Origin of the sequence: Vibrio sp. 1CM2L, from assembly GCF_023161695.1 — a bacterium.
Lineage (GTDB): Bacteria > Pseudomonadota > Gammaproteobacteria > Enterobacterales > Vibrionaceae > Vibrio > Vibrio coralliirubri.
In genome coordinates this window covers 44,652-67,636 of sequence record NZ_JALNTT010000004.1, presented here as the reverse complement: position 1 = coordinate 67,636, position 22,985 = coordinate 44,652, and the positions used below count along the sequence as shown (strand labels likewise).

Genomic DNA, 22,985 nt, shown 5'->3' with positions numbered 1-22,985 from the left:
GCTGACTTAATTTGAATCGCTGAGCGAGCTTGCTTCGTTGCCGAGCACTGAGTAGAAATAGGAAATGTCACGAATGTCTTGGTCTGAGAGCGTGTCGGCTTGTTGTTGCATAAGAATCGCTAAGCCACTGGTTCTTTCTCGAGTCTGGTAATCTTTCAATGAAGAGATGAGATAACCCACTTTTTGACCGCGAAGGTTCGGGTAGGGATCTTGTGTTGAGATGCCATCAGCGCCATGACAGGTCATACACACTTTGGCTTTTTGTTTACCTAATTCGAATTGTTCTTGATTAACTTCAGCAGAAACAGGAAACATGACCAGCGTCATTACTAGGGTAGAAAGTGTCGCCATGGGGTTAAATTTTTTTATATTCAAACTCATTCTCGATTCCCTTGATTATGAAATGAGTAAGCTTTCTAAGATCAATACACGAGATCAAATGGTGAAGTAGAAACGACTGGAACTCGTTATTAAGTCTCTTAAAGCTGCTTACGTTCGATTAAAGGTTATGCAGCAACCAGCATTCTCGCTACTTACTTACTCATATTTATTGTTAATTTTGTTGTTTGATACGTATTCATAAGGCTGATTGGTTTACTTACGCAGAGTAAAATACGAGTTTTTCTTACTCGATGGTCGAGAAGGAATACGTCAAGCGGCTAGGGAGCGCTGAACGAGAGCGGTGATGGAAGAGACAGAGAAACGGCGAAGTTATTGAAAAACAGCGAGGTGTAGGAGCATTCGGAATAAAGCGATACCAATCAATCTGAGTGGTATCGGTACAAGTTAAATGGTCAATTTATACTAGACTCAATTTAGTGACCTTTTTAAATGGAGTTTAGTATGAGAACTGTATTCTTGTTGATGCTTTGGCTTTGCTCGTTTTCGATTTTTGCTGCCTCTGAGTTAACGGTTTTCGACCACTCTGGGCAAAAACATGGTTTTAGTAGAGAGCAACTCCTGTCACTTCCTCAAAAAGAAATTACTACCACCTTGCCTTGGGTCGAGGGTCTGACCGTTTATAGTGGTGTGACGTTACAAACGGTGCTTGAAAATATGGATCTACCGATATCATCACAAGTCACTTTCGTAGCATTGAATGACTATAAAATTGCGGTGCCCAAAGAAGATTTTGATACCTATGAACCCATCATTGCGATTAAAAAGAATGGTGAGTTTATGTCTGTGAGAGAGAAAGGCCCGTTTTGGTTGATTTACCCACTCTCTGCGAACCCTGAGACCAATACCCCTGATTTCCATGCCAAAATGATTTGGCAGATTCGTGATATTCACCTGTAGAGGCTAATTATGAAGAAGCTGTTGTCTATGGCTGCAATCAAAGTCGTTGTTTTGTCTTTGGCCGTGGTTGTTCTATCCGTCAATATCTACAGCGTTACTCGAATTAATGACATCAACAAGAGCTTTTCTAATCGCCAAAATGAGGCTACATGGTTTGTTTTTCAACTTGTCAAAGAGTATGCAAACTTCTTGATGGTTAGCCACGCAAAGACGATTGATTATGATGAACTTTGGTTGGCTTATGACATTACTTGGAGTCGTTTTGATATTCTGATCAACAGCACTGAATCGTCCAATTTTATTCGCTCAGCAAACTTTAAGCCTTACTTTACCTCAGAGTTTGAAAAGTTTAAGTCGCTAGAATCGTCAATCAAGTTGGTCAGTACAGGGCAATTACCTAAAGAATCGCTGCAGAAGAAAGTCGATATTTGCTACACCACCTTGGTTGAATTCATTAACGAAAAGTTTCGATTACAAAGCCCAGTTATTGAAGAAAATACGTCCATGGTAGGCAAGTTTGTTGTTGTTCACCAAATTAGCAGCGCCTTTCTTGTCTTGATTCTGTTGATGACAGGCATCATTTTCTATCTCGATTTTTCCATCAAACGAAAACTTCATTCTACCGACTTTATTACTGGCTTTCGCAATCGAGTCTCGCTCATGCAGTTTGTTAAAAACAGCTATCCAACAAACGGTAATTTCGACCTTTACTTTGTACGCATCAGAAACCTCAATGAGATTAACCAAAAGTATGGGCTTGAATATGGTGATCTGGTAGTGAGCTCCGCCGCTAAGTCTCTGACGGCAAAGGTTCCGGAAAGTACTATCTCGTTTCGTAGCAGTGGCAGCCAATTTCTATTCTTCATTCCTGAGCACTTGTACACGAGTGATGAGATACAGGAAAAGTTCAATGACGTGCTCAAGGATTATATTTCGGCGGGCAATTTAGAATTGATGATTGACGCTGTAGTTAGGCATAAGAAGAATATCAGCTCTAAAGATATGATGGAGCTACTGACGACAATGCAAAGTTAATCCCCGCATCAGCGATAAGTTAGATCATTAGGTTTTGTTTACTTTACTCTCGCCATTCTCCCGCTTCACTAACATGGCTTTTGCCATCCTTTATTTGCCTCCTCATTCAATGTGTAGCCAACGCAGAGCTCCTGCTCTGATGAAGATAGTTCTACTACTAGTTATAGCTATAGTGGCTTTCCGCGCTTGAATAGGAAGAGAGGCTTTGAGGTTTAGGTTTAGGTTTAAGGTTACTGCTTTTGAGTGAGTGCAACGATTCGCTCGTTAGATCTCGAACTGCTAACAGACTGCGGGTTTAAAATTGCTTGCGGGTTGTGGTTTCGAACAAAGTCGATGAATTCCAGATAAGTGAGTGGCTGACTGAAGAAGTAGCCTTGTATTAGGTCACAGTTGGCTTTTCTGAGGTAATGATACTGTTCTATCGACTCAACACCTTCTCCGACGACTAGCGTGTCACAAGAGTGACCTAAGTTAACCATAGATTCGACCATCTTGCGGTCGGCCTTGTAGTCTACCATGTTATCGATGAAGCTCTTATCAATTTTGAGCTCATCCACAGGGTAGTGGAGAAGTTGGTTAAACGCTGTGTAGCCCGTACCAAAATCGTCTAGGGAGACCTTTAAACCTAAGCTTCTGAGGCTCTCGATAGTTTGCACCGTAAGCTTGGTACTTTTCACGTAACTGGTCTCGGTAATCTCTATAATAATATTGCCAGGTGGCACTTGATAACGTTCGAGTACTTTACGGATGTTGTCGGCAAAATTTCGGTTGTAGAGCTCCATCGCCGAGATATTAATCGACAGGGTGCCCTTGTATTGATGAAGTTCTGAAAGCTCTTTATAGCTTTTGATAGCGGTGCTAATGACCCACATGTCGAGCCTGGCAATAAGGTTACTCTTTTCAGCAACTGGGATAAATTCTTCTGGTCCCGCATCGATATCAAATAAGGCTGGGCAACGAATCAGGCACTCCGCGCCATCTATCTGAAGTGTCTTGGCGTTAAAAATAGGCATAAAGCGAAGTTCAAAGTTATCACTTTCGCAGCACTCTAAGAGTCTTTTCTCTACAACGTCATGACGTTCCAAGGTATGTAACAACTCTTCGCCATAAACAATACGACTTTCGCCATCACTATGAGACTTCGCATTAGCTAACATTTCATCGATGCATCGGTGCCAAATCTCATCGAATTTTGGCGTGTCGAGCGGTAAAACACCTGTTGCGAGTGATAATCGAAACCCATAGTAGTCAAGGAAGGTGGTGCCGGTCAGCGTATTGTTGATGTTCTCAATTTCTTCGTTTATCACTTGGTTCTTACCCATCTCCAAGATCGCGATAAACTGATTCCCTCCCAGTCTTGCCAAAGAATAATCACTGCAACTAAAGCCCAAAGATGCTTGTTGGTTTTGTAGTGTCTCTTTCAGTGCTTTAGCTAAGCTTATCAGTACATTATCACCAACTTTTGCACCATAGAGGTCGTTGATTTTACGAAAATCGATGATGTCCCAACAAACCACATAGCAGTGTGGGCTCATCGAGCTTTTTAGTCGTACATCAAGGTGTCTGATGAAAGAGCGTCGGTTAGCTAGCTTGGTGAGTTGGTCGAATTCGGCTTCGAACTTCAATTCGGTTAGCGAGTCTATGTACGCGTTCTTTAAACCATCAATTTCACTTTGCCCTGATGAGCGTTTGAAGTATCTAAGCTTGAGCCCGCCGATGGATATCTCTTGCAGTAAGTCTTTAAGCGGGCGCACGAGTTGGTAACGCACCACTAAATGCACGATCAACATGATCGTAAAGAGAGTGCCAAAACCACCTAACAAGGTTTGTTTAGCGATGATGGCTTTCTCATGGTTGAACTTTTGTTCTCGAATATTTACTTGCGCGATGAGATGTCGGCTGGTCATCTGCACATTGATATTATCTTGGGTTTGCTCAATTGATTTGATAACGAATTGGGTATTTTCAATGTTGGCAGCGTCTGAGGATGGCTCGATTAAGAACTGAATATTGTCATCGTCATTGTATTTGATTAGCAGGCTAGAGAGTTGCATCAGAGGCCCGTCAGCAATCAAGATGTAGCGATTTAAACTGTTACTTGCACGTTTGTCTTGAGGAAGGAGGTAAGGGTCAATTGCCGCAACATACGAGTATCTGAGCTCTCCACTGATCGAGATATAAGAGAAGCCTTCGTAGGAGAGTTCATTTTTGCTGATTAACGAGGTGTATATATCGAAGACTCTTTCGTAAATCTTGTCAGGGATTTTTAGCCCCTCGAAAGGGTCGGCTCTGAGAGTAGAAAGCGTTAATTTGAATTTAGGGTCCACGATATAGACATTACGTTGCCCGAATTGATTGACGTGGTTCTGGCTTAATACACGAAGTACTCGTTTCTCCAATAGCGATAGAGTCGTGTAGTCGCCTGGGTTTTGAATATAGCGAAGAAACTGTAACGAAGACCCAATATCTTTGACCAGTAAGGATAAGCCGAGTTGCTCATACTCTGCAGCGACTAAAGCGGTGTTCACATCAGATTGCACCTTGTCTAGGTACATATGCTTAGCATGATTTGACGCGAAGTTGTATGACACGATTCCTGCGATCAGAAAGACCAACAGTAGCGTCGGTAAAAGTACGAAATAGAGCTTCTTCAAAACAGGCATGAGTTATCTCAAACTGTCGACAATACGATTGCGAATTTGAATGCTACTCGGTTCTAACGGCTGATAAAGGTAGCTGCGATCTAATACTGCTTTACTCGGGAAAAGTTCGGGATCGTTTTGATACTCCTGAGAAGTGAGTGCTTTTGCTTTTGAACTTGGTGTTGCAAACCATGAATCCATTGCGTTTTGAGCGGCGATTTCAGGTTGTGATAGGAAGGAGAGGATAGTGGTTGCCTGTGGAGATAACTCTCCGTTGTTAATTGCAGCCATACACTCTAACCATAAGGTCGTTCCTTCTTGAGGCACTGTGTAGGCCCAAGATGCCTCAGGTTCGGCATCATTAAGCACATAGCTGTCACCTGAATATCCGTAGGCGAGGTCGATATTGGCTAAGCGCTCAAGCTGGTGGATATGGTCGATGACATACTCATTGCTTTCGAGATGTGGTTTTTGCAGTTGTAGCGTTTTGTACGCAACACGAAGTTCTTGTTCATTATTAGTAAATGGGTCAAATCGATTGACCAATAACGCCGTGCTCACCAAGTCGGTGGGGTCGTAGTACATACTTATACGGCCACTGACTTTAGAGTCGGGTTCAAGAATCGCCATCCAAGATTCTGGGGCGGAGACTTTATCACTGCGATAAAGAATACCGGATGTTCCCCACGCGTAAGGAATTCCATACTCACCACACCCATCCGCCCATCTGGGATCAAAATTGCTTTCAATGGATTGTTGTAAGTCACTTAGGTTATGGAACAGGTTTTGTTTGGCTAATGCCTTAAGTTTTACGCTTTCGACGATGACCAGTTCAAAAGCGCCTCGACGCTCGCTTAATAAAACCTCATCCCTTATTGACTCATCAGAGAAGAATTGTTGCTTTAGTGAGATGCCGTAGGTATCACTTAACTGGGTAACGACGCTGTCAGATAAAAATTCATCCCAATTGTAGAGATAAATATCATGCTGCTGGCCAAATACAGGGCTAGCCAAAAAGGATGTTGACGCGAGAATTGATACACAAAACGCTTTCACTGACGGATTCCCTTTCGTACGTGATAACTAAATCGTAGCCCAAAATCTGCGACATGATTCAAATTTAGGCACTTAATTTAACTTCAACTTCATGCATTTCATGCAAATAGCAACTTGCTACTCCTAATTGATACCGAACCTTTATCGTGTGAGGCAAGGATGATTCCGTCGTATCGTATTCAACACAAGTACGTATTCCAGTTTATTGTCCGTGAATGGATTATTTAAATTAATATTCATCATAATATCCATTCTTACAAGTTATTATGCAAATATTAAGCATTAAATAATGATGTGGTGATTACCTTTTTCGGGTTTTCGCTCGCATTAATCGTCGTTATTCCTTTGTTTTGCCATTGCGATTTACTCTTATGCTCAATGTTCTTTTGTCCCTAAAAACACTTCTATAACGTTTCGTCTGTCATTTGTTTCGTTTCTCAATAAGTATCGATAAAGTTGTTGCTAAAGACTTGTAGCACAAGGTATTTGTGCTTATTGTGGTCAGCAGTATCTAGGTTATGTCCCAACGAGCCATGATTGCCGATTTGGGAAACGTTGTGCATTTTAGGAGTCATTGTGGATTTAGAGATATATCAAGTAGATTCGTTTACAACTCAAGCGTTTAAAGGGAACCCTGCCGGGGTCTGTATCTCTAAAGAGCCGTTGGATGAGTCGTTAATGTTTTCAATCGCAGAAGAGATGGCGGTATCCGAAACGGCTTTTCTTGCGCTTAACACGATGACGCTTAAATGGTTCACTCCCGAAGTCGAAGTGAAGCTATGTGGGCATGGCACACTGGCAACGGTTCATGTAATGAAAGAACAAGGACTGCTTGAGACAGGTGATAATGTCGTGTTTAACACTTTATCTGGGGAGTTATCTGCCGCAGTTTGTGAATCGTCTATCGAGCTTGATTTCCCTAGCACCAAACTGTCAGTACATTCTGAACCCAACCTCACGCTGCTTGAACATTTAGGTTTAGAGCCGCATCAAGTCGTTTCATTCAGAGAATTTGACTCTAAGCAGTTAATCGAAGTTTCCAACGAACAAATGTTATTGGAGCTTTCACCAAACTTTGATGCGTTAAAAGGTATTCAAGGGCGAGGTGTTGTGGTGACAGCGCTGGCATCAAATACCGAACTTGATTTTGTTTCTCGCTACTTTGCACCTTGGGTAGGGGTTAATGAAGATCCTGTTACCGGCTCGGCACATTGCGCATTGACGCAGTACTGGGCAGAAAAGCTCAACAAAAGCAGTTTCAGTGCTTATCAGGCGTCTCGTCGTGGTGGTTATGTGTCGACAGAGCTCTTAGCTAATGGGCGAATAAAATTAATCGGTTCTGCGACCACTGTGATTAGTGGCGTGTTGAAGCTTTAGGTCTCTATAAAAGCTATAGAGCGCTGTTTGACCTGTATCGTTGGAACCGCCTAGTACGTTTTATTCGACTGTTCACAGTTAAAAGAGGTGGCTAGGGCGTAATGTATTATTGAAGGAATCACCGTGTCTGCCTTTTATCTTTCTCAAGTATTAGTCGCGATAGCCATTTGTTTTGATCTTCTGTCATTCCAATTCAAGGAAAGGAAGAAAATCGTCACTTGTCTGTTCTTTGCTGGCGTTCTTATTTCGAGTCACTTTATCCTTCTTGAACAATGGACAGCGGCGAGTTTAATGACGATTGCCACGATTCGCTATTTGACGAGCGTATTTTCTACCTCGTCTAAGTTTAAATATTTGTTCTGCTCGATGTCGGTGGTCGCAACCGCAGTGACTTACTCGGGGCTGACCAGCATATTGAGTTGCTTTGCCTCCGTATTTCAAACCTTTGCTGCCTTCAATAAAGATGACCGTCGATTAAGAGAATTGATGATCATCGGAACCAGTTTTTGGTTGGTTCACAATTACTTAGTTGGCTCGCCAACAGCGGTTGTTATGGAGGCGCTGTTTATCTGCAGTAACTTGGTGGGTTATTACCGTTTTTACTTCAGAAAGAGTGCTGTTGCTTAGGTTTTACAGTGCAACTAAGGCCCAAGTTGTTAACCAATTCAAATCAATTCAAATCAATTCAATGCTAGCTAGGAGAGCTTGATGCCAAACATTTACAATGATGTTCCTTCATCAATACCTAATGAGATATTCAATGACCTGATTGCCAACGACAGTGTTCGAATCGAAAGAATATTGTCGCATGGGCACAGTTCACCAGAAGAGGGTTGGTATGACCAAGATGAGAACGAATGGGTGATGGTGATTGAAGGTAAAGGCGTCATCGAGTTTGAAGATGGGCGTGTTGTTACCTTGTCTAAAGGGGATTACATCAACATTGCTGCGAGAGAAAAGCACAAGGTTATTGGTACAGATAAAGATACGGTGACGATCTGGCTCGCTGTGTTTTATCGTTGATATCTTGCTCTAAAGCTGAGGCTGTTAGGTTATAAAGCTTACTGATTCAGCTGTTTATTTGCACCTCAGAAAGGACTTAAGACAAAAGGAGTATGTCGTGGTTAGAATTCGAAACTATCAAGCGAGTGATGACAAAGCATTGTGGGAGATCTTCTTTCATACCGTACGTAACGTGAATGTTCGAGATTATTCTCAACAGCAAGTCGAAGCTTGGGCACCCAGTAGCTTTGATTTTGCGTTATGGCAAAAGCGTATGAATGGGTTACAACCCTTTGTAGCTGAGCTCGATGGCTGCGTTGTTGGCTATACTGACCTGCAACCCAACGGCTTGATTGATCACTTTTTCTGTCACCACGAATATCAAGGGAAGGGTGTAGGGAGAGCGTTGATGGAACATGTTTTCACTGTGGGTCGAGTTCGTGGCGTATCGAGATATTTCTCTGAAGTAAGTATTACCGCAAGACCTTTTTATGAGCACCTTGGCTTTAAGGTGGTTAATGAACAAGAAGTCGAAATGCGTGGCGTAAAGCTGACCAATTACGTGATGGAAAAGGTAGTTGAAGATGGGCAAGGCAGCTGAATAGGTGGACTCGTGTTCTTAGGGATACAGCCATCGAGTTTGAAATATTAATGAACCTTTTTAAGGATAACTTTTCCTGATCTATTGATATTGTCGATGAGTTCAAATTGTGTGCAAGATAATTTGTCTAATCTAAACATTGAGTGAATACAAGGAGTGTTGTTCATGAGTCATGTGAGTAGATCTAAACTATATACATTAGTGTCGATGTTGTCCTTCGCTGCTGGCGTTCTTGCCTTAGATGCTGGGGTATCGGGGCTATTTCCTCTCTTTGTTGTTGTCATTTCATTCTTTTCATTCGTCATCAACTCGTTTCTTTGTTTGTTCGGAGGTAAACGTGAAGATGGCTTTGATGCCTATCAAAAAGCAAATCAGACTCGGTCGGGAGCACTGGTCAAAGGCCTAGAAGACTCGAGCAAATAAACCTACGTCTTCAGGCGAACGGTAATCTCATTTGTGATACAGTTTTTACCTGCTTTTTGTTCTCTTATTCAAGAAAAATCATCACTTTAGAGATAATATTCACTTCAACTAATATCAGTGAAGGAAGAAAAGTGGGTATTGAAGCTTTAGCGTTTGTGATGGACGCATTAATCACCGCATGTTGCATGTATATCGCCTCTAAAATGTCTTTCGTGGTCGCAGATTTTAAATCCCTTCTTACTATTGCTGTAATCGTTGCTTTGGTGTCATTGATTCCAACAGTGGGCTGGGTGTTAGGGTTGATTCTGTTTGTGTTCCTACTCGGGAAAGCGACGCACTCTAGTATTGGTGATTGCATCTGGGTGGTGGTCTTCACGAAGGTGGTATCGATGGCGGCATTTCTGATATTCGGACGCTTGTTTATGTAATGAGGGTTCTTGCTTATCAAAAGGCAGGCTCGGCTAGTTTGATACCTATCTTTACTTGGTATTTAAACATGAAGAGGGAGTGAACCTGTCACACCCTCTAAGAACCTTTGGACTGGGTTAGTCTTTGCTATTTAGGCAGTAACACACCATTGATCACATGGATGACACCATTGCTCGCTTCAACATCTGCCATCACGACCTCGGCTTTATTAATCATGACGCTACCGTGATCTATCCCTACCATTACCGCTTCGCCTTGCACTGTTACAGCACTATCAAGTTTCATCACTTCTGACGCCATTATTTTTCCTGGCACCACATGATAGGTCAGTACTGCGATTAGCTTGTCTTTGTTTTCTGGCTTCAACAGCATATCAACCGTTCCTTCTGGTAGTGCAGCGAACGCTTCATCCGTCGGCGCAAACACAGTGAAGGGACCATCACCTTTCAATGTTTCAACTAAGCCTGCCGCTTTTACTGCCGCTACCAAGGTATTGAAAGAGCCGTTTTCAGCCGCCACGTCAACGATGTCTTTCTTCATCCCGTGGTGATCAGCGTGAGCAAAAGCCGTAAAAAGAAGCGTCGCAACTAGCACTGACATGGTTTTGATTAATTTATTAAACATATTGTCTTCCTTTGAGTTTTGTCCGTTATTTTCGAGAGGTATTACGAAGGCCCAATCGTGATAGATCAATTTGTTGTGTCTTTGAGTGAATGGTTAACGATATCGACTGCGCCAAGCGAATAAATTTATATTGTTAAATGCTTGTTATAATTTCATTTTAATGCTTATAGTTATTTGATGATTATTCAAATAATGGATGTGAATATGAGGTTTGTTTTACCAGTAGTCTTTTCTGCATTGGCTTCAATGCCTGCATACAGCGGCCTTGCTCCAAGTGAAGGCTTCAGCGGTAACTTCAGTGTATTAACCGGTTTCTACTCTGACAGTAGTAATTTGAGTACTGAACAAGATTCGAATCAAGCCACCAACACCCAGGAAGGGGAGAGTGAAAACCAAGGGCTACTCGGCTTTTTGGGTACAGTTCAATATACTTTTGGCGAATCGCTGACTCACCAAGTGTATGCGGGTACGACGCGAGAGGATATTGCAACAGGTACCATCGCGTTTGAGATCGGTTATAGATACCAACTTTCTGGTGGCACTATATTAGACTTTTCTGTTCTTCCTACGCTTATCTCGGGTAAGGCTTGGTCTGACCCATATGCGGTTGGCGTCAATCGAAACGAAACCGATGTAAAAGGTAATGTTGGGCGATTGCAAATGACCAACATAGGCGGCACTGGCTTTCGAACGGATTTCGCGATTGGTGAGTCTGACGTTGATGATGAGTTATCGGGTACCCTAGGCACCCAACCCATATCGTCAGAAAAAGCAATGCTTTTAGACAGGGAAAGAACCTATGTATACGCCAAAGCAGGGTATCCTTTCATCTTGCCTAACCAAGCGGGTGTGTTCGTCCCATCTATGGTGTATTTTAATTCAGATGCAGAAGGCAGTGCGTTCAGCTTTGATAGCTATGGTATTGAATTAAACTACGCGAAGCGAATTGGCCGCCACGGTTTTGTTGTTACGTTAGATGCACATGATCGCCAATACAATGAAGCCAATCCAATCTATGAAAAAGTACGTGATGAGAACGAGTATGGTGCCTTTTTAGCGTACGAGTTTGGTGGTTTGATGGGCTATAAAGACTGGTCGTTTATTTCTTTACTGGGTTTAAGAAGCATAGACTCTAATATCGATTTCTATAATTCAGAACAAGTATTAGCGAGTGTGGGTGTGGATTATAAATTCTGATATTCGCACTATGTTAAAACACGAATCAAAGCACAAGTTTAAGTTCAGTATTTCTATTTATTTAATTATTTCGGGCACTTACACCTTTAAAGGTTGTAGGTGCCCGTTGCTATCCGTAATATGAAAATGAACTTATGGATAGAAATAATAGGATAAGGAAGCGCTTTGGAAATACAAATTAGACATTTAGAAGCAACGGATAGCCAAGATATTTTCGATATTTATCGCCGCCCTTCAGTTTCAGAAAACACCTCACAAAAGCCTTATCTTAGTTCTGACCAAGTGGAGCGACTGTTTGGCCATTCAGACCATTTCACTCTGGTTGCGGAGGTATCCGGCAAAGTAGTGGGCCACATTACTTTATTCATGACCACCAAGGTAAGAGACAGGCACTGCGCGGGTCTTGGTATTGCGATTCACCCGGATATGTATGGTAAAGGGGTTGGTAAGGCGTTAATGCAAGAAGCGATCAATCAGGCGGATAACTGGCTTAACCTCGTGCGTCTTGAGTTAGAGGTTCATGCCGATAACCACGCCGCTATTGCTTTGTATGAACGTGTAGGTTTTCAGTTAGAAGGCACAAAAAGACTCAGTACGTTCAAAGGCGGTAAGTACATTGATATGTTGTTGATGTCGAGAATACGACCAGATTACCTATGAAGGCGAAGTGACTCGATATAACTGAAACAGTTGAATAAGATATTAATTAACAAAGTCATTTTAATAAAACCCTCAAACTTTATTTGCTTGAGGGTTTTGTGTTTATAAGCATTCGTCACTATCAGATCTTTTAATAATATCGCTATGGATTATCGATGCCAAAGCCATTTCGCAGTGCAAACTGAATCAGTTCGGTATGGTTGTCGAGTTCCAAAATATCCAACATGCGGTATTTGTGTGACTCAATGGTTCTAGGGCTTAAAAAGAGGATCTCAGCACATTGCTTTGCGGTATAACCTTGTGCCAATTGAGTCAGAACCGCACACTGCCTTTTGGTCAGCAATAATAGCTTTTCACTCTCGTTAATATTATTGGTTTCATCGCTGGTGACACTACGCGTCATTTTGGAATGCTGCCAAAAACAGAGCCAGATATCACTCAGCAATTTGATTCGCTTCATTTCAGCCTCTTCAATTGGCTTATCGTAACGATTGAACCGTGAGAAGCCGATAGCTCCCCACTGCTGACCAAACAACGAAAGGCTTACAATCCCATGCCAATGAGCACCTTCTTCATAAAGTACACGTAACGGGTCGAGTTTATGGCTCTTTAGTGTTTCTTCAGGGAACAACTGCCAACACTCTTTTGAACGTAAAAGCTTAAGGTAATCAAGATAATTGCCTTTTAGAAAGCGTTCCATTTCAAGCGGTGGAGTATCTGTTTGGGATACGGAAATACTTTTTCCTGTATCCAGAAGAATCATTGAGTTTGGAAATAGGGTAAGCCTGTCGAGCTTAAACCAAGCGAGCGCTTCTCTTGCCAGTAACAAAAAAGCGCTATCGAAATCTTTGGGTTGGCATGCGGTCAAAGTGTTGGTTTGGTGAGAGAGGAGATCCTCAAAGCTCGCGAATGGGTTGTTTTTCATATCGACCGTCTTTTGTGGTTTTAGACAAAATAGCGGCAATAACTGAAGTGTGTCAACCTAATATTAGAATGTCGTTCTGAATAAGGTGTGGCGAGTATTCTGAAATGCTACTGAGTAATTTATTAGTTTTATCGAGAAACGATTAGTGAAATTCACACTGAACTCTGTATAGTAGCAACCGTTTGCTTCGTATAACCCCAATGATATGGTTTGGGGGTCTCTACCAGCTCCCGCAAAGTGCTGATTACGAAGGGTTTAGATCACAATTGTGTTCTTACTCTTTGTAATGGCGTTCAAGAAAACCTCCTGTCTATTATTCAGAGTAAGTGCACACCTAAAATCCATAGTAGGTGAAACATGAACGCATTTATTCAAGGGCTCCCAAAAGTAGAGTTGCATTTACACATTGAAGGCTCGCTCGAACCTGAGTTACTTTTCCAACTTGCTCAACGCAATGGCATTGATCTGCCTTATTCATCCCCAGAGCAACTAAGACGTGCATACGAATTTGATGATTTGCAATCATTTCTGGATATCTATTATCAAGGTGCCGATGCATTGCGCACTGAACAAGATTTCTATGATTTAACTTGGGCGTATTTAGAGCGCTGTAAAGCCGACAATGTTATTCATACTGAGATTTTCTTTGATCCTCAAACACATACGGAGCGTGGTATTGCATTTGAAACTGTGATTAACGGGATTCATCGTGCGCTCGAAAGTGGTCAAAAACAGTTAGGTATCTCTTCTCAAATCATCGCTTGTTTCTTACGACACCTGTCTGAAGAGAGCGCCATTCAAACGTTCGCTGATGTATTGAAGCATCAAGATAAGATCGTCGGGGTTGGACTGGACTCTTCTGAATTAGGACACCCACCCGAGAAGTTCAAGCGTGTATTCCAACAAGCAAAACAAGCGGGCTTCTTAACGGTGGCGCATGCAGGAGAAGAAGGGCCTGCTCAAAACATTGTCGATGCGATTGAAATGCTCAGCGTGAGTCGAGTGGATCATGGTGTGCAGTGCATGACAGACGAAGTTTTAATCGAAGAACTGATTGAAACCAAAATGCCACTGACGGTGTGCCCACTGTCGAATATTAAATTGCGCGTATTTGATGTGATGGAAGACCACAACATTGTCGAACTGTTGAGAAAGGGTGTGGCTGTAACGATTAACTCGGATGACCCTGCATACTTCGGTGGTTACATGTCGGATAACTTTAATGCGGTGAGCCAAGCTCATGAGATGACGTGCCAGGAGCTAGCGCAGTTTAGTTTGAATGCGATAGACGCGAGCTTTATTGAAGCGCCATTGAAGCAGCAATATCGAGAGCTTGTTCTAGGTTACTTAACCAAAACTAAAACTAAAACTAAAGCTAAAGCTGATTCTGAGTAGTCTGTCGTTTAGACTTCGACGGCCAAAACTCTGAAGCATAGCGCCTTATAACGACCGACATATGTTGGTCGTTTTTATATTGGCTGCAAGCGATTGTTAGACCAAGGAACGACTTAACTTATTAAAGAATATGATCTTATTTAGCAAAAAACAGCTTACCTTGGCTGTGATGCACTACATTTAGAGGGAGTGTAGAGATACAGTAACCACGCTGTATAGATACAGAGTTAGCGATTGTCGGAGGAGGAATACAGCGTTGTTAGACCCAACAATCAGTGAACAAATAGAGTGGCCATGTGAATTACCACAAGAATTGATCGATAGCCTAATCGAAATTGCTGTTTTCAAAACGAGTGTTCATAGCCTCGAAATTACCCAGAAATTCCAAAACCTGCCTGGCGTTTTCTATATTCTCAGCGGCTCCGCGGGAATCTGCTTTTCTACCGAAAATATGAAAAGCATATCCGGAGGTGTGATTGGACGGGGTGATTGGATAGGTGCTTTGACTATTCATGCCAACTACAACCTCTTTGCTGTGGCAGAGGAGGTAGAGCCTATCACTATGGTACTGTTTCCCGCCGAGAAGGTGTTAGCGCTGGCTGAAGAGCAGTGCATGGTATTCAAATGGCTGCTGCATAGTGGGACCAGAGCGCAATCTATTTGGATGCAAGCTTACTTATCCTCGATTCATGAAAAAGAGCAGAAAACCATTTACGTTTTGTTGGAACTTGCGGCGCGCCAGAATAATATTGCAGGTGCAACCGTGAGTATAAATATCTCACAAACTCAATTGAGCACCATTACCGGGATCTCGAGACCCAGATTGAATGAGGTGCTTAAGGGTATAGAGCAACAGGGCTTAGTGAAGATCCAAAGAGGGAAGGTGTTTATCACCGATATTGAGGGTTTGTATGAGCGTATTTCACCAATGAATTTGATGATGCGCGATCCTGTCGCTGATATTAAGGTGTGAAACTCTAACAGCAGAGCTAACCTTTGGATTATTAGATTTCAATGATTAATAAATATCAAAGAAAAAATTATGCACAGTGTTCTTTTAGGAACATACATCAGAAGAGAATATCTATAATGTTCACTCTAGATTTATAAATTGAATTAGAGCGGAATAGAATTGTTATGAAAATGGCTGTATTGGAATATAAAGTATTGGGACTTGGTGACTGGATTAAAACAAGGGTTTCTAGCCGCTGTGCTCACTTACTGGCAGCTGAGTATAAAGCGCTAGGGTGGCCAACTAAAGTGGATGGTAAAGTGTTATCGACTGAGTCTGCTTAATCTCTAAAAGCCTAAATCATCTAGATGAAGACAAAAAAGAAGCTGGCAGTGTGCCAGCTTCTTTCATTTTTAAATTAAGACCATTGAGCTACTTGTTCACGTAGTCTTTGAATTTCTGCTTGGTTTCAGCATCCGCTTTTTCGTACCAGAAATAGAGCATCTCTTCAGCTGTATTTGCTGCATTTCCGTCAATCTTTGCTGGAAGCGTTACTGGTTGTGCTACAGCTGCTGCCGCGCCCGCGCTAGCACCTACTGTAAGTGCAGCGATGCCACCTTTCTGGTTGTATTCCTTCGCTTCTTGCGGGTACTTACGACCAATCTGCATGCCATCTTTGATTAGCTTATCTTGCTTAACACTGATTGCATTTTGGTTTTCATCAACCAGTTTCCAATCTAAGTTTTGAAGGCCTTTTTTCGCTTCGTTGGTGTTACGGAACTTAGGCATGTCAAACGTCAATGCTGTGTCTGTCGCATCAAAAGTAGCAATGATGGTATCGCTATCGACAAACTCGCGGTCGTTACCTTGGCTGAAAGCCAGTTGATATTTGAAAACGATTTGGTTCACGCCATCTGGAACGGTGATCGTTTTGCTCGAAGAGAAGAAACCACCGTCGAGATCAGGTTTAGCCTCATTAACAGCTAAGACTTCGACTAAAGCATCTGCGCTAGAAGGAACTTCAATTGTTACGTCAGCTAACACTTGTGGTGCTGCGATAATTGTGGAAAGCAGCGCAATGGATTGTAATGTTTTCATAGTCATACAGTTATTTAGGTGAGTTATATTACACTCGCATGCATAAAGCAGTATTTCAAGCTACCTTGTCTCGATTTGGAAAAATTCACCGAAACTTAACCAAAGCCTAGTTTTTGAACGTGTCGATTGTACGGTTTCTGTGCGAGCGAGGGCGTGATCTTGCACTTTCCTCTGTCACGTCATCATCGACGTCCAGTGAGGCTTGAGAAGAAGGTAAAGAGATATAAATAGGAATAATTGCCGCCACCCAAATGGCATAGATGGTAATGACTCGGTTGAAGGCGACGAACCAGGTTTCACTGCCGCTACCAGACAAGTAGTAACCCAATAAGGTAAGTAAGGTGCAGGCAATAGCCCACATCACGGCTGATAGTGGATCTTTCGTTGTGGCTGCGAGTAAGACTATCGTAATGTAGGGCACGGCCATGGCAATGCCCAAAGGTACATGACAGTCGACCACAAAAATGATGGTGGCACCGAGTGCTAAGAATAAATGTGGGCCAGTGCTAGGTAAATTTACATTCCAAATCATATTACACCTTCTGTTACCCCGTTTTTCGTTGCTGGTGGAGTTTGTGTATTAAGCGTGTTGCTTGATGGCTGTTGACCATTAACCGATTGATGAGTTGCTGAAGTAATTCAGCCTCGGGCATGATGTGCTTCTCCGTTACCTTCTCAGCCTCGGTTGCGAGCTCGAATACTTCACTCATTTCATACCTTGATGCAATCGCTTTAACCGCCTTTAATGTTCTGGATAGATCATCTTGCTTGGCATCCGAAAAGAGCTCTATCAACTCATCGATTTCGTTTTCTAGCTCATCAACGAGAGAAGTTAAGCATTTGAGCTTTTCGTCTGATTTAAGCTCATCGTTAGCTAAGAATTGGCTACGCGACAGTTCTTCTTCTGTGAGTGGCAGTTTGTTCTTAGGATGACGCGTTAATATGGTTACGTTGCTTTCTGCCTTGTTTGGAAGATTGTGCGCGTTAGCGGAGTTATGGCGGTTGACTTCAAACTGGTGATGAAATTCATTGATGGCGTTTTGTAAGCTGTTTTTCTGCAATGGCTTGGTGAGAACGAAATCTGCACCCGAAACGATGAATTCATCGTGAGCTTCTTTGAATACGTCCGCTGTACAGGCGAAAATAACGGTAGTGAGCTTGAGTTCGTCGCGGATTTTTTGAATCGCTTCGATACCACTCATGTTGGGCATGTGGTTGTCCATTATGATGAGGTCGTATTGATTTGATGCTAGCTTATCGAGTGCTTGCAAGCCGTCGTAGGCGTTCTCTACGGTTAAGTTGATTGATTCACAGAATTTCCTAATTACCATTGCATTGATTTTGTTGTCTTCGACTAACAATACCGACAAGTTATCGAGTACATCATTTGCTTTAAGCGTCTCTTTTTCGACGACTTTTTCTTCGGCTTCATGTATTTCAAGAGGAAGTGAGATGGTAAATCGAGTACCGAAATTAAACTGGCTGGCCACTGTGATTGTGCCGCCCATCAGTTCGACTAACTGTTTCACAATGGAAAGCCCTAATCCTGTTCCGCCAAACTTACGAGTCGTTGAGAGTTCGGCTTGTTCGAATGCCGTGAATATATGGTCGATCTTGTCTTCTGCTATACCAATACCCGTATCCGTCACTAAAATATTCACGCTTGGTGGAGTAGTAGGGGCTATCAAGAATTCTACTTCGACCTTTCCTGACTCAGTAAATTTGACTGCATTGCCTGCCAAATTGAACAGTATCTGACGCGTACGTGCTGAATCACCAATAAGCTGAAGATTGGTTGGGACATTGTCTTTAATGATAAAAGCGAGGCCTTTGTCTTCTGCAAGAGGCGTCAGTGTTTGATCAAGGTGTGTCACGACGTCAGTAACCGAGAAGGGGCTTAATTCGAGCTCCATTTTTCCTTGTTCGACCTTAGAAAAATCAAGAATGTCATTCAATATGGTGACGAGATGCTGACCAGAGTCGATGATGATTTGGGCGTGTTTACGAGTATTCTCGCTGTGTGAATCCTCTTTGATTATCTGAGCAATGCCTAATACGCCATTCATTGGGGTGCGTAACTCGTGGCTCATGGTCGCGAGAAAGAGAGATTTTGCTTCGCTGGCTCTTTCTGCTTTGTCTGCGGCTTCTTGGTAAGAGACGTTGTTTCTCTTGAGTTCGAAGATTCTGAGGATAAACAAGGTGAACGAGAAGGCGAAGGTCAGTAGTGCAAGTGTGAGGATCAGCTTAACGGTAACGTCTTTGAGTTGGTCTTGAAGCTCAGTAAATTGGTGTTCTATGTGCTCAATATACTCAGTGCTATGTAAATCAAGAACTTGAGATAGAAGAAGGCTATGTTGTTGGTTAAGTTCGACAAATGTCTGTGAAAGATTCGCTAAGTCTGAATCTACGCCCGAATGTTGCATATTAACGCCTGAAAACAACACGCTAGCAAGGAGCTCACTCTGAATGATGAAGTCAGATTCTACGCCAGAATTGTTATTTGTAGGCTGACTATTCGTGAGTCGCTCAGTCATGGATTGCAGAATGAACTGACGAGCGACACTGAGCCCAATGAGCTTGTCTAGTGTATCGACATTCGACATAGACGCATCATGGAATTGATCAAGCAGTTCCAGTGTAGGAAGGTGTTGAAAGAAGGTCGAGTGTATGTTTTCACCTTGATAGCTATCTCTGAGCGCTTGCAGTTCTTTTTCTAGGGTGACTAAATCTGCAGACATTTGGTAAGGATTGGAAATCTCGGTGAGCGCAGAGTTAGTTATGTGGTCGCGCATCTCCAGAACCTCATGCCCCAACTCACGAATGGCTCCTCCATATTTCGAGACTTTATCATGCTCTGAATACGTCAATACGATAAAACTGATCAAAACAACAAACAGGGAGATAAACACCAAAAAGACGAGTCTGACTTTATTCATTTTCAAACTCCAATAACATTTGAGGGCGGTTACCTGTTAGGTTTTCTAGGAAGACTTTGATATCGTTAATGGTCTGTTTTTCAAACGTTTTACCGAGTTGGCTTTCACCCATGATCTTTATGGCTTCCTCTAGAGTAGCGGTTTGTCCGTCGTGAAAATAGGGCGCGGTTATCGCCACGTTTCTTAAGCTAGCAACACGAAATAAATGCTTGTCTTGTGGTTGCGCGGTAAACATAAAACGGCCTTGGTCTTCACTTCGCTCGGCTCCTGTTTTCGACAACCCAAAGTAACCAAATCGCATCACCATGCCGCCACCAATATTGGTTCCTTGGTGGCAACGAATGCAGCCTTCTTCTTGAAAGGTTTCCCAACCACGTTTAGCGGTTTCAGACAGTGCTGCGTTGTCACCTTGTAAATACAGGTCGAAAGGGGCGTTTGGTGTCGTCAACCCCTGCATAAATTCAATAAGTGCTGCCTTAATTGAAGCTTCGTCAATGGGCGTCGATTGTTCTTGGAATAAATTGATGTAAGTATCCGATTGAGACACATAATCCGTAATGTGTTGCCAGTTTGAATCCATTTCATCGACGTTGTGCACCGGGCCATCGATTTGATCGTCGAGGTTATTTACTCGGCCATCCCAGAAAAACCGATAGTTAAAGACTGCGTTAAAAACGGTGAGTGAATTTCTCATTCCTGCGCCGTTTACGCCAATCGAAACAGGAATCACCTCTGCGCCGTTGGTTTGCAGGCTATGACAACTTTCACAGCTCACACTGCGATTAGAAGAAAGATTCGGGTCTTTAAATAGCACCCAACCAATTTTGGCAAGCTCATGATTTATCTCGGGGGAATTTGGAATCGGAGATATGGGTTGGCTTGAAGCCACGGTTTTATGTGCGTGTTGTGAATGAGAAGAGTGTGGTGAAGCGTGAGAGTCATCATGATCGCTTTCATGGGCGTGATTTTCTTGGTGTTCGAATGAAGTGTGCGTTTTCGAAGAGGCCGCGTCATAAACTAGCAAGGCGACTGAAACGACAATGACAGTGATGCTTATTCCTGCTAAATATGGCGTTTTCATAACATTAGTCCATCTAGTTTTGACAAGTATGGCAACTCAGAATCCTTCTGATATCACCCTCATTTCACTTTCCAATGATAGGTGTTATTTATAAACCTAGTTGCGCATGTGTGATGTTGCAAGATAAGGGGTAGGAAATTAAATCGCTTAGGCGGTTATCTAGCGGGGATTGATGGGTAGCTCTAGTTAGAATTGGATGAAGCTCTTTCAATTGAATTCAAGCCGAATGATGTTAAACGAAAAAAGCCGTGGCCACTCAAGTGAGTAACCACGGCTTTCGTGCTCGATTATGTATTTGCTATAAATCTTAGTGCAATACACATCGATACAGTTTGCATCGCCTAGATAGGCTTATTTAGCTTGCGCTGCTGCCGCTTCTAGTTGCTTAAGTTTACCTTGAAGCATGTATGCATTCTGGTTGAAGTTACCAGGGTTCAGTACTTGGCTGTTCTGCATTGGGTAGTCAGGTAGCGTGTTCATGAACTCTTGTACTTTGCCGCCTACTGGTACGAATAGCCACATGTTGTCTGCCATCCAACGTAGGTACATGCCAGATTCATGCGGTGCTTTTTCGAATGGGTCTGCACGTAGGTGAACGACTTGAGGCCAGTTTGGTTGGAAACGCACAGCATCTGTGATGTTACCGTCCATTACCGCGAACGAAATCTTGAAGTCATTCCAACGTACCGCGTTTAACTCAGCGTTTGCAGAGAAGTAAAGCATGCTGTCACGAGGGCCTTTCTCTTCTTTACCTTGGAAGTAAGGCAGGAAGTTGTAACCATCTAGGTGTACACGCCAGTTTTTACCGTTGTAAGTTGCACCTTTGTCAGATGCTAGCTTCTCAACCACTTTATCATCACCAGCGGCTGCTAGTAGAGTAGGGATCCAGTCTTGGTGGCCCATGATGTCGTTGATCTTCGTTCCCGGTTTGATAGTACCAGGCCAGCGAACTAGCTGAGGAACACGCATACCGCCTTCGTAAGTTGTACCTTTCTCACCGTGGAAGTAAGTAGCACCACCATCAGGCCAAGATACGGTTTCTGCACCGTTATCGGTCGAGTAGATAACGATTGTGTTGTCTGCGATCTTAAGCTCATCAAGCTTGTCTAGAAGGATACCCACTTGGTCATCGTGCTCTAGCATGCCGTCTGCGTAGATACTGATACCAGATTTACCTTGGTATTTCTCTTGTAGACGAGTCCACACGTGCATACGAGTCGTGTTGTGCCAGATGAAGAATGGTTTGTCAGCTTTCACTGCTTTTTCCATGAACGCTAGAGATTCTTCTAGGAACTCTTCATCTGCGTGCTCCATACGCTTACGCGTCATTGGGCCTGTATCTTCAATCTTACCGTCAGAAGTCGATTTGATTACACCACGAGGGCCAAAGTTCTTACGGAACTCAGGATCTTTAGGGTAGTAGTATGTCTCTGGCTCTTCTTCCGCGTTCAGGTGGTAAAGGTTACCGAAGAACTGGTCAAAACCGTGGTTCGTTGGAAGGTGTTTGTCTTGGTCACCCATGTGGTTCTTACCGAACTGAGCTGTCATGTAGCCTTGTTCTTTAAGAAGGTCAGCGATTGTTGGAGCCCAATCAGGGATACCGTGGTCAGAGCCCGGCATACCGATAGTCAGTAGACCTGTACGGAAAGGTTCTTGACCGGTAAGGAATGCAGCACGACCAGCAGTACACGATTGTTGACCGTAGTGGTCAGTAAATAGTGCGCCTTCGTTAGCAATACGGTCGATGTTGGGTGTTTCGTAACCCATCATACCGTTGTTGTATGCACTGATGTTGAATACACCAATGTCATCACCCCAGATAGCAAGAATGTTTGGTTTTTCTGCTGCTGTTGCCGCTGAAGAAGCTGCTAATAAGCCAACACCTAATGCTAGTTTATTAATTTTAGTACCCATAAGGACTCCGATTCACTTTTAAGATTAATGCGTTAGAACAACACATCGATGAGCAAATGTTATTCCCAAAATTCCGTTCCGTCCTTTTATAGTGCTTATAACCAATCGTTATGATGTCTAGGTAACCTATTGATTAATATCAGTTCCAGTGGGTGGCTAGAATAAAGCCTTAGTTTGTATGTGTGATCCTAATCATGTTTGTTGGCGTAAACCTTATCGATGATTTCTGTATCCGTATCTCAATGAAAATGACAAAAAGATTAATAGCTTAGGGAATCTCGCGCATGCGTAAAAAATGAACTATACGTTGTAGGGCAGGATGCAAATAACTTACGAAGA

At 42.8% G+C, this 22,985-nt stretch carries 23 protein-coding genes and 1 riboswitch; of the genes, 13 read left to right on the top strand and 10 right to left on the bottom strand.

What is annotated here, in order from left to right; all coding sequences use genetic code 11:
• Window positions 1-6: 6 nt before the first annotated feature.
• Window positions 7-381 (bottom strand): cytochrome c, encoded by a 375-nt coding sequence (locus MSG34_RS15135; protein ID WP_059018733.1) that lies wholly within the window; start codon window positions 379-381, stop codon window positions 7-9.
• Window positions 382-843: 462 nt separating this feature from the next.
• On the opposite strand from MSG34_RS15135, the gene MSG34_RS15130 reads away from it, so the two are divergent.
• A complete protein-coding gene (locus MSG34_RS15130; protein WP_017064717.1) occupies window positions 844-1,299 on the top strand; it encodes a hypothetical protein in 456 nt (151 codons plus the stop codon).
• 9 nt (window positions 1,300-1,308) lie between these two features.
• Window positions 1,309-2,334, top strand: a complete 1,026-nt coding sequence (locus tag MSG34_RS15125; RefSeq protein ID WP_050649385.1) for a GGDEF domain-containing protein — start codon at window positions 1,309-1,311, stop codon at window positions 2,332-2,334.
• 230 nt (window positions 2,335-2,564) lie between these two features.
• Here the strand turns inward: MSG34_RS15125 and MSG34_RS15120 are convergent, their stop codons facing one another.
• On the bottom strand, window positions 2,565-4,997 hold the full coding sequence (locus MSG34_RS15120; RefSeq protein ID WP_248338277.1) for a bifunctional diguanylate cyclase/phosphodiesterase: 2,433 nt from the start codon (window positions 4,995-4,997) through the stop codon (window positions 2,565-2,567).
• 3 nt (window positions 4,998-5,000) lie between these two features.
• Window positions 5,001-6,032 (bottom strand): spermidine/putrescine ABC transporter substrate-binding protein, encoded by a 1,032-nt coding sequence (locus MSG34_RS15115; RefSeq protein ID WP_050646104.1) that lies wholly within the window; start codon window positions 6,030-6,032, stop codon window positions 5,001-5,003.
• Window positions 6,033-6,608: 576 nt separating this feature from the next.
• On the opposite strand from MSG34_RS15115, the gene MSG34_RS15110 reads away from it, so the two are divergent.
• From MSG34_RS15110 to MSG34_RS15085, 6 genes are all read left to right on the top strand, one after another.
• Window positions 6,609-7,409: a PhzF family phenazine biosynthesis protein gene (locus MSG34_RS15110; protein WP_248338275.1), complete on the top strand. Its 801-nt coding sequence runs from the start codon at window positions 6,609-6,611 to the stop codon at window positions 7,407-7,409.
• A gap of 123 nt (window positions 7,410-7,532) precedes the next feature.
• Complete coding sequence (locus MSG34_RS15105; RefSeq protein WP_248338273.1) at window positions 7,533-8,036, top strand: YgjV family protein; 504 nt, start codon at window positions 7,533-7,535, stop codon at window positions 8,034-8,036.
• Window positions 8,037-8,117: 81 nt separating this feature from the next.
• Window positions 8,118-8,432, top strand: a complete 315-nt coding sequence (locus MSG34_RS15100; protein WP_248338272.1) for a cupin domain-containing protein — start codon at window positions 8,118-8,120, stop codon at window positions 8,430-8,432.
• Window positions 8,433-8,529: 97 nt separating this feature from the next.
• The gene (locus MSG34_RS15095; protein WP_248338270.1) at window positions 8,530-9,012 is read left to right on the top strand and encodes a GNAT family N-acetyltransferase; all 483 of its coding nucleotides are present in this window, start codon (window positions 8,530-8,532) and stop codon (window positions 9,010-9,012) included.
• A 165-nt stretch (window positions 9,013-9,177) separates the two neighbouring features.
• On the top strand, window positions 9,178-9,435 hold the full coding sequence (locus MSG34_RS15090; protein WP_248338268.1) for a hypothetical protein: 258 nt from the start codon (window positions 9,178-9,180) through the stop codon (window positions 9,433-9,435).
• A gap of 131 nt (window positions 9,436-9,566) precedes the next feature.
• On the top strand, window positions 9,567-9,863 hold the full coding sequence (locus MSG34_RS15085; RefSeq protein ID WP_017064710.1) for a hypothetical protein: 297 nt from the start codon (window positions 9,567-9,569) through the stop codon (window positions 9,861-9,863).
• Window positions 9,864-9,990: 127 nt separating this feature from the next.
• Here the strand turns inward: MSG34_RS15085 and MSG34_RS15080 are convergent, their stop codons facing one another.
• On the bottom strand, window positions 9,991-10,488 hold the full coding sequence (locus MSG34_RS15080; protein WP_248338266.1) for a fasciclin domain-containing protein: 498 nt from the start codon (window positions 10,486-10,488) through the stop codon (window positions 9,991-9,993).
• Between the two features lie 204 nt (window positions 10,489-10,692).
• Between MSG34_RS15080 and MSG34_RS15075 the strand changes: the two genes are divergently transcribed.
• Entirely contained in the window at window positions 10,693-11,685 is a 993-nt protein-coding gene (locus MSG34_RS15075; protein ID WP_248338264.1) for a DUF2860 family protein, read from the top strand.
• Between the two features lie 165 nt (window positions 11,686-11,850).
• Complete coding sequence (locus tag MSG34_RS15070) at window positions 11,851-12,345, top strand: GNAT family N-acetyltransferase (protein ID WP_248338262.1); 495 nt, start codon at window positions 11,851-11,853, stop codon at window positions 12,343-12,345.
• A 142-nt stretch (window positions 12,346-12,487) separates the two neighbouring features.
• Here MSG34_RS15070 and MSG34_RS15065 read toward each other — a convergent pair whose 3' ends face one another.
• Entirely contained in the window at window positions 12,488-13,270 is a 783-nt protein-coding gene (locus MSG34_RS15065; protein WP_248338260.1) for a LuxR C-terminal-related transcriptional regulator, read from the bottom strand.
• Window positions 13,271-13,437: 167 nt separating this feature from the next.
• A riboswitch (purine riboswitch) is annotated at window positions 13,438-13,537 on the top strand.
• Window positions 13,538-13,627: 90 nt separating this feature from the next.
• On the opposite strand from MSG34_RS15065, the gene MSG34_RS15060 reads away from it, so the two are divergent.
• From MSG34_RS15060 to MSG34_RS15050, 3 genes are all read left to right on the top strand, one after another.
• Window positions 13,628-14,665, top strand: a complete 1,038-nt coding sequence (locus MSG34_RS15060; protein ID WP_248338257.1) for an adenosine deaminase — start codon at window positions 13,628-13,630, stop codon at window positions 14,663-14,665.
• A 256-nt stretch (window positions 14,666-14,921) separates the two neighbouring features.
• On the top strand, window positions 14,922-15,638 hold the full coding sequence (locus MSG34_RS15055) for a Crp/Fnr family transcriptional regulator (RefSeq protein ID WP_050712525.1): 717 nt from the start codon (window positions 14,922-14,924) through the stop codon (window positions 15,636-15,638).
• Window positions 15,639-15,802: 164 nt separating this feature from the next.
• Entirely contained in the window at window positions 15,803-15,961 is a 159-nt protein-coding gene (locus MSG34_RS15050; RefSeq protein ID WP_017070406.1) for a hypothetical protein, read from the top strand.
• A gap of 88 nt (window positions 15,962-16,049) precedes the next feature.
• Here the strand turns inward: MSG34_RS15050 and MSG34_RS15045 are convergent, their stop codons facing one another.
• The 5 genes from MSG34_RS15045 to MSG34_RS15025 form a co-directional block, all read right to left on the bottom strand.
• Complete coding sequence (locus tag MSG34_RS15045; RefSeq protein WP_050646096.1) at window positions 16,050-16,715, bottom strand: DUF2057 family protein; 666 nt, start codon at window positions 16,713-16,715, stop codon at window positions 16,050-16,052.
• Between the two features lie 106 nt (window positions 16,716-16,821).
• The gene (locus MSG34_RS15040) at window positions 16,822-17,247 is read right to left on the bottom strand and encodes a hypothetical protein (RefSeq protein WP_248338254.1); all 426 of its coding nucleotides are present in this window, start codon (window positions 17,245-17,247) and stop codon (window positions 16,822-16,824) included.
• A 13-nt stretch (window positions 17,248-17,260) separates the two neighbouring features.
• Window positions 17,261-19,651 carry an ATP-binding protein gene (locus MSG34_RS15035; protein WP_248338252.1) on the bottom strand — a complete coding sequence of 797 codons (2,391 nt, stop codon included), beginning with the start codon at window positions 19,649-19,651 and terminating at the stop codon, window positions 17,261-17,263.
• A complete protein-coding gene (locus MSG34_RS15030) occupies window positions 19,644-20,732 on the bottom strand; it encodes a cytochrome c peroxidase (protein WP_248338250.1) in 1,089 nt (362 codons plus the stop codon). Before MSG34_RS15030 ends, MSG34_RS15035 begins: the two co-directional genes overlap by 8 nt.
• Before the next feature lie 351 nt (window positions 20,733-21,083).
• The gene (locus tag MSG34_RS15025) at window positions 21,084-22,646 is read right to left on the bottom strand and encodes an arylsulfatase (protein ID WP_048611100.1); all 1,563 of its coding nucleotides are present in this window, start codon (window positions 22,644-22,646) and stop codon (window positions 21,084-21,086) included.
• Window positions 22,647-22,985: the final 339 nt, after the last annotated feature.

Coding starts and splice junctions, on each gene's coding strand:
- MSG34_RS15135 (WP_059018733.1), bottom strand. CDS start 381: ATGAGTTTGAATATAAAAAAATTTAACCCCATGGCGACACTTTCTACC.
- MSG34_RS15130 (WP_017064717.1), top strand. CDS start 844: ATGAGAACTGTATTCTTGTTGATGCTTTGGCTTTGCTCGTTTTCGATT.
- MSG34_RS15125 (WP_050649385.1), top strand. CDS start 1,309: ATGAAGAAGCTGTTGTCTATGGCTGCAATCAAAGTCGTTGTTTTGTCT.
- MSG34_RS15120 (WP_248338277.1), bottom strand. CDS start 4,997: ATGCCTGTTTTGAAGAAGCTCTATTTCGTACTTTTACCGACGCTACTG.
- MSG34_RS15100 (WP_248338272.1), top strand. CDS start 8,118: ATGCCAAACATTTACAATGATGTTCCTTCATCAATACCTAATGAGATA.
- MSG34_RS15090 (WP_248338268.1), top strand. CDS start 9,178: ATGAGTCATGTGAGTAGATCTAAACTATATACATTAGTGTCGATGTTG.
- MSG34_RS15080 (WP_248338266.1), bottom strand. CDS start 10,488: ATGTTTAATAAATTAATCAAAACCATGTCAGTGCTAGTTGCGACGCTT.
- MSG34_RS15075 (WP_248338264.1), top strand. CDS start 10,693: ATGAGGTTTGTTTTACCAGTAGTCTTTTCTGCATTGGCTTCAATGCCT.
- MSG34_RS15065 (WP_248338260.1), bottom strand. CDS start 13,270: ATGAAAAACAACCCATTCGCGAGCTTTGAGGATCTCCTCTCTCACCAA.
- MSG34_RS15060 (WP_248338257.1), top strand. CDS start 13,628: ATGAACGCATTTATTCAAGGGCTCCCAAAAGTAGAGTTGCATTTACAC.
- MSG34_RS15050 (WP_017070406.1), top strand. CDS start 15,803: ATGAAAATGGCTGTATTGGAATATAAAGTATTGGGACTTGGTGACTGG.
- MSG34_RS15045 (WP_050646096.1), bottom strand. CDS start 16,715: ATGAAAACATTACAATCCATTGCGCTGCTTTCCACAATTATCGCAGCA.
- MSG34_RS15040 (WP_248338254.1), bottom strand. CDS start 17,247: ATGATTTGGAATGTAAATTTACCTAGCACTGGCCCACATTTATTCTTA.
- MSG34_RS15035 (WP_248338252.1), bottom strand. CDS start 19,651: ATGAATAAAGTCAGACTCGTCTTTTTGGTGTTTATCTCCCTGTTTGTT.
- MSG34_RS15030 (WP_248338250.1), bottom strand. CDS start 20,732: ATGAAAACGCCATATTTAGCAGGAATAAGCATCACTGTCATTGTCGTT.
- MSG34_RS15025 (WP_048611100.1), bottom strand. CDS start 22,646: ATGGGTACTAAAATTAATAAACTAGCATTAGGTGTTGGCTTATTAGCA.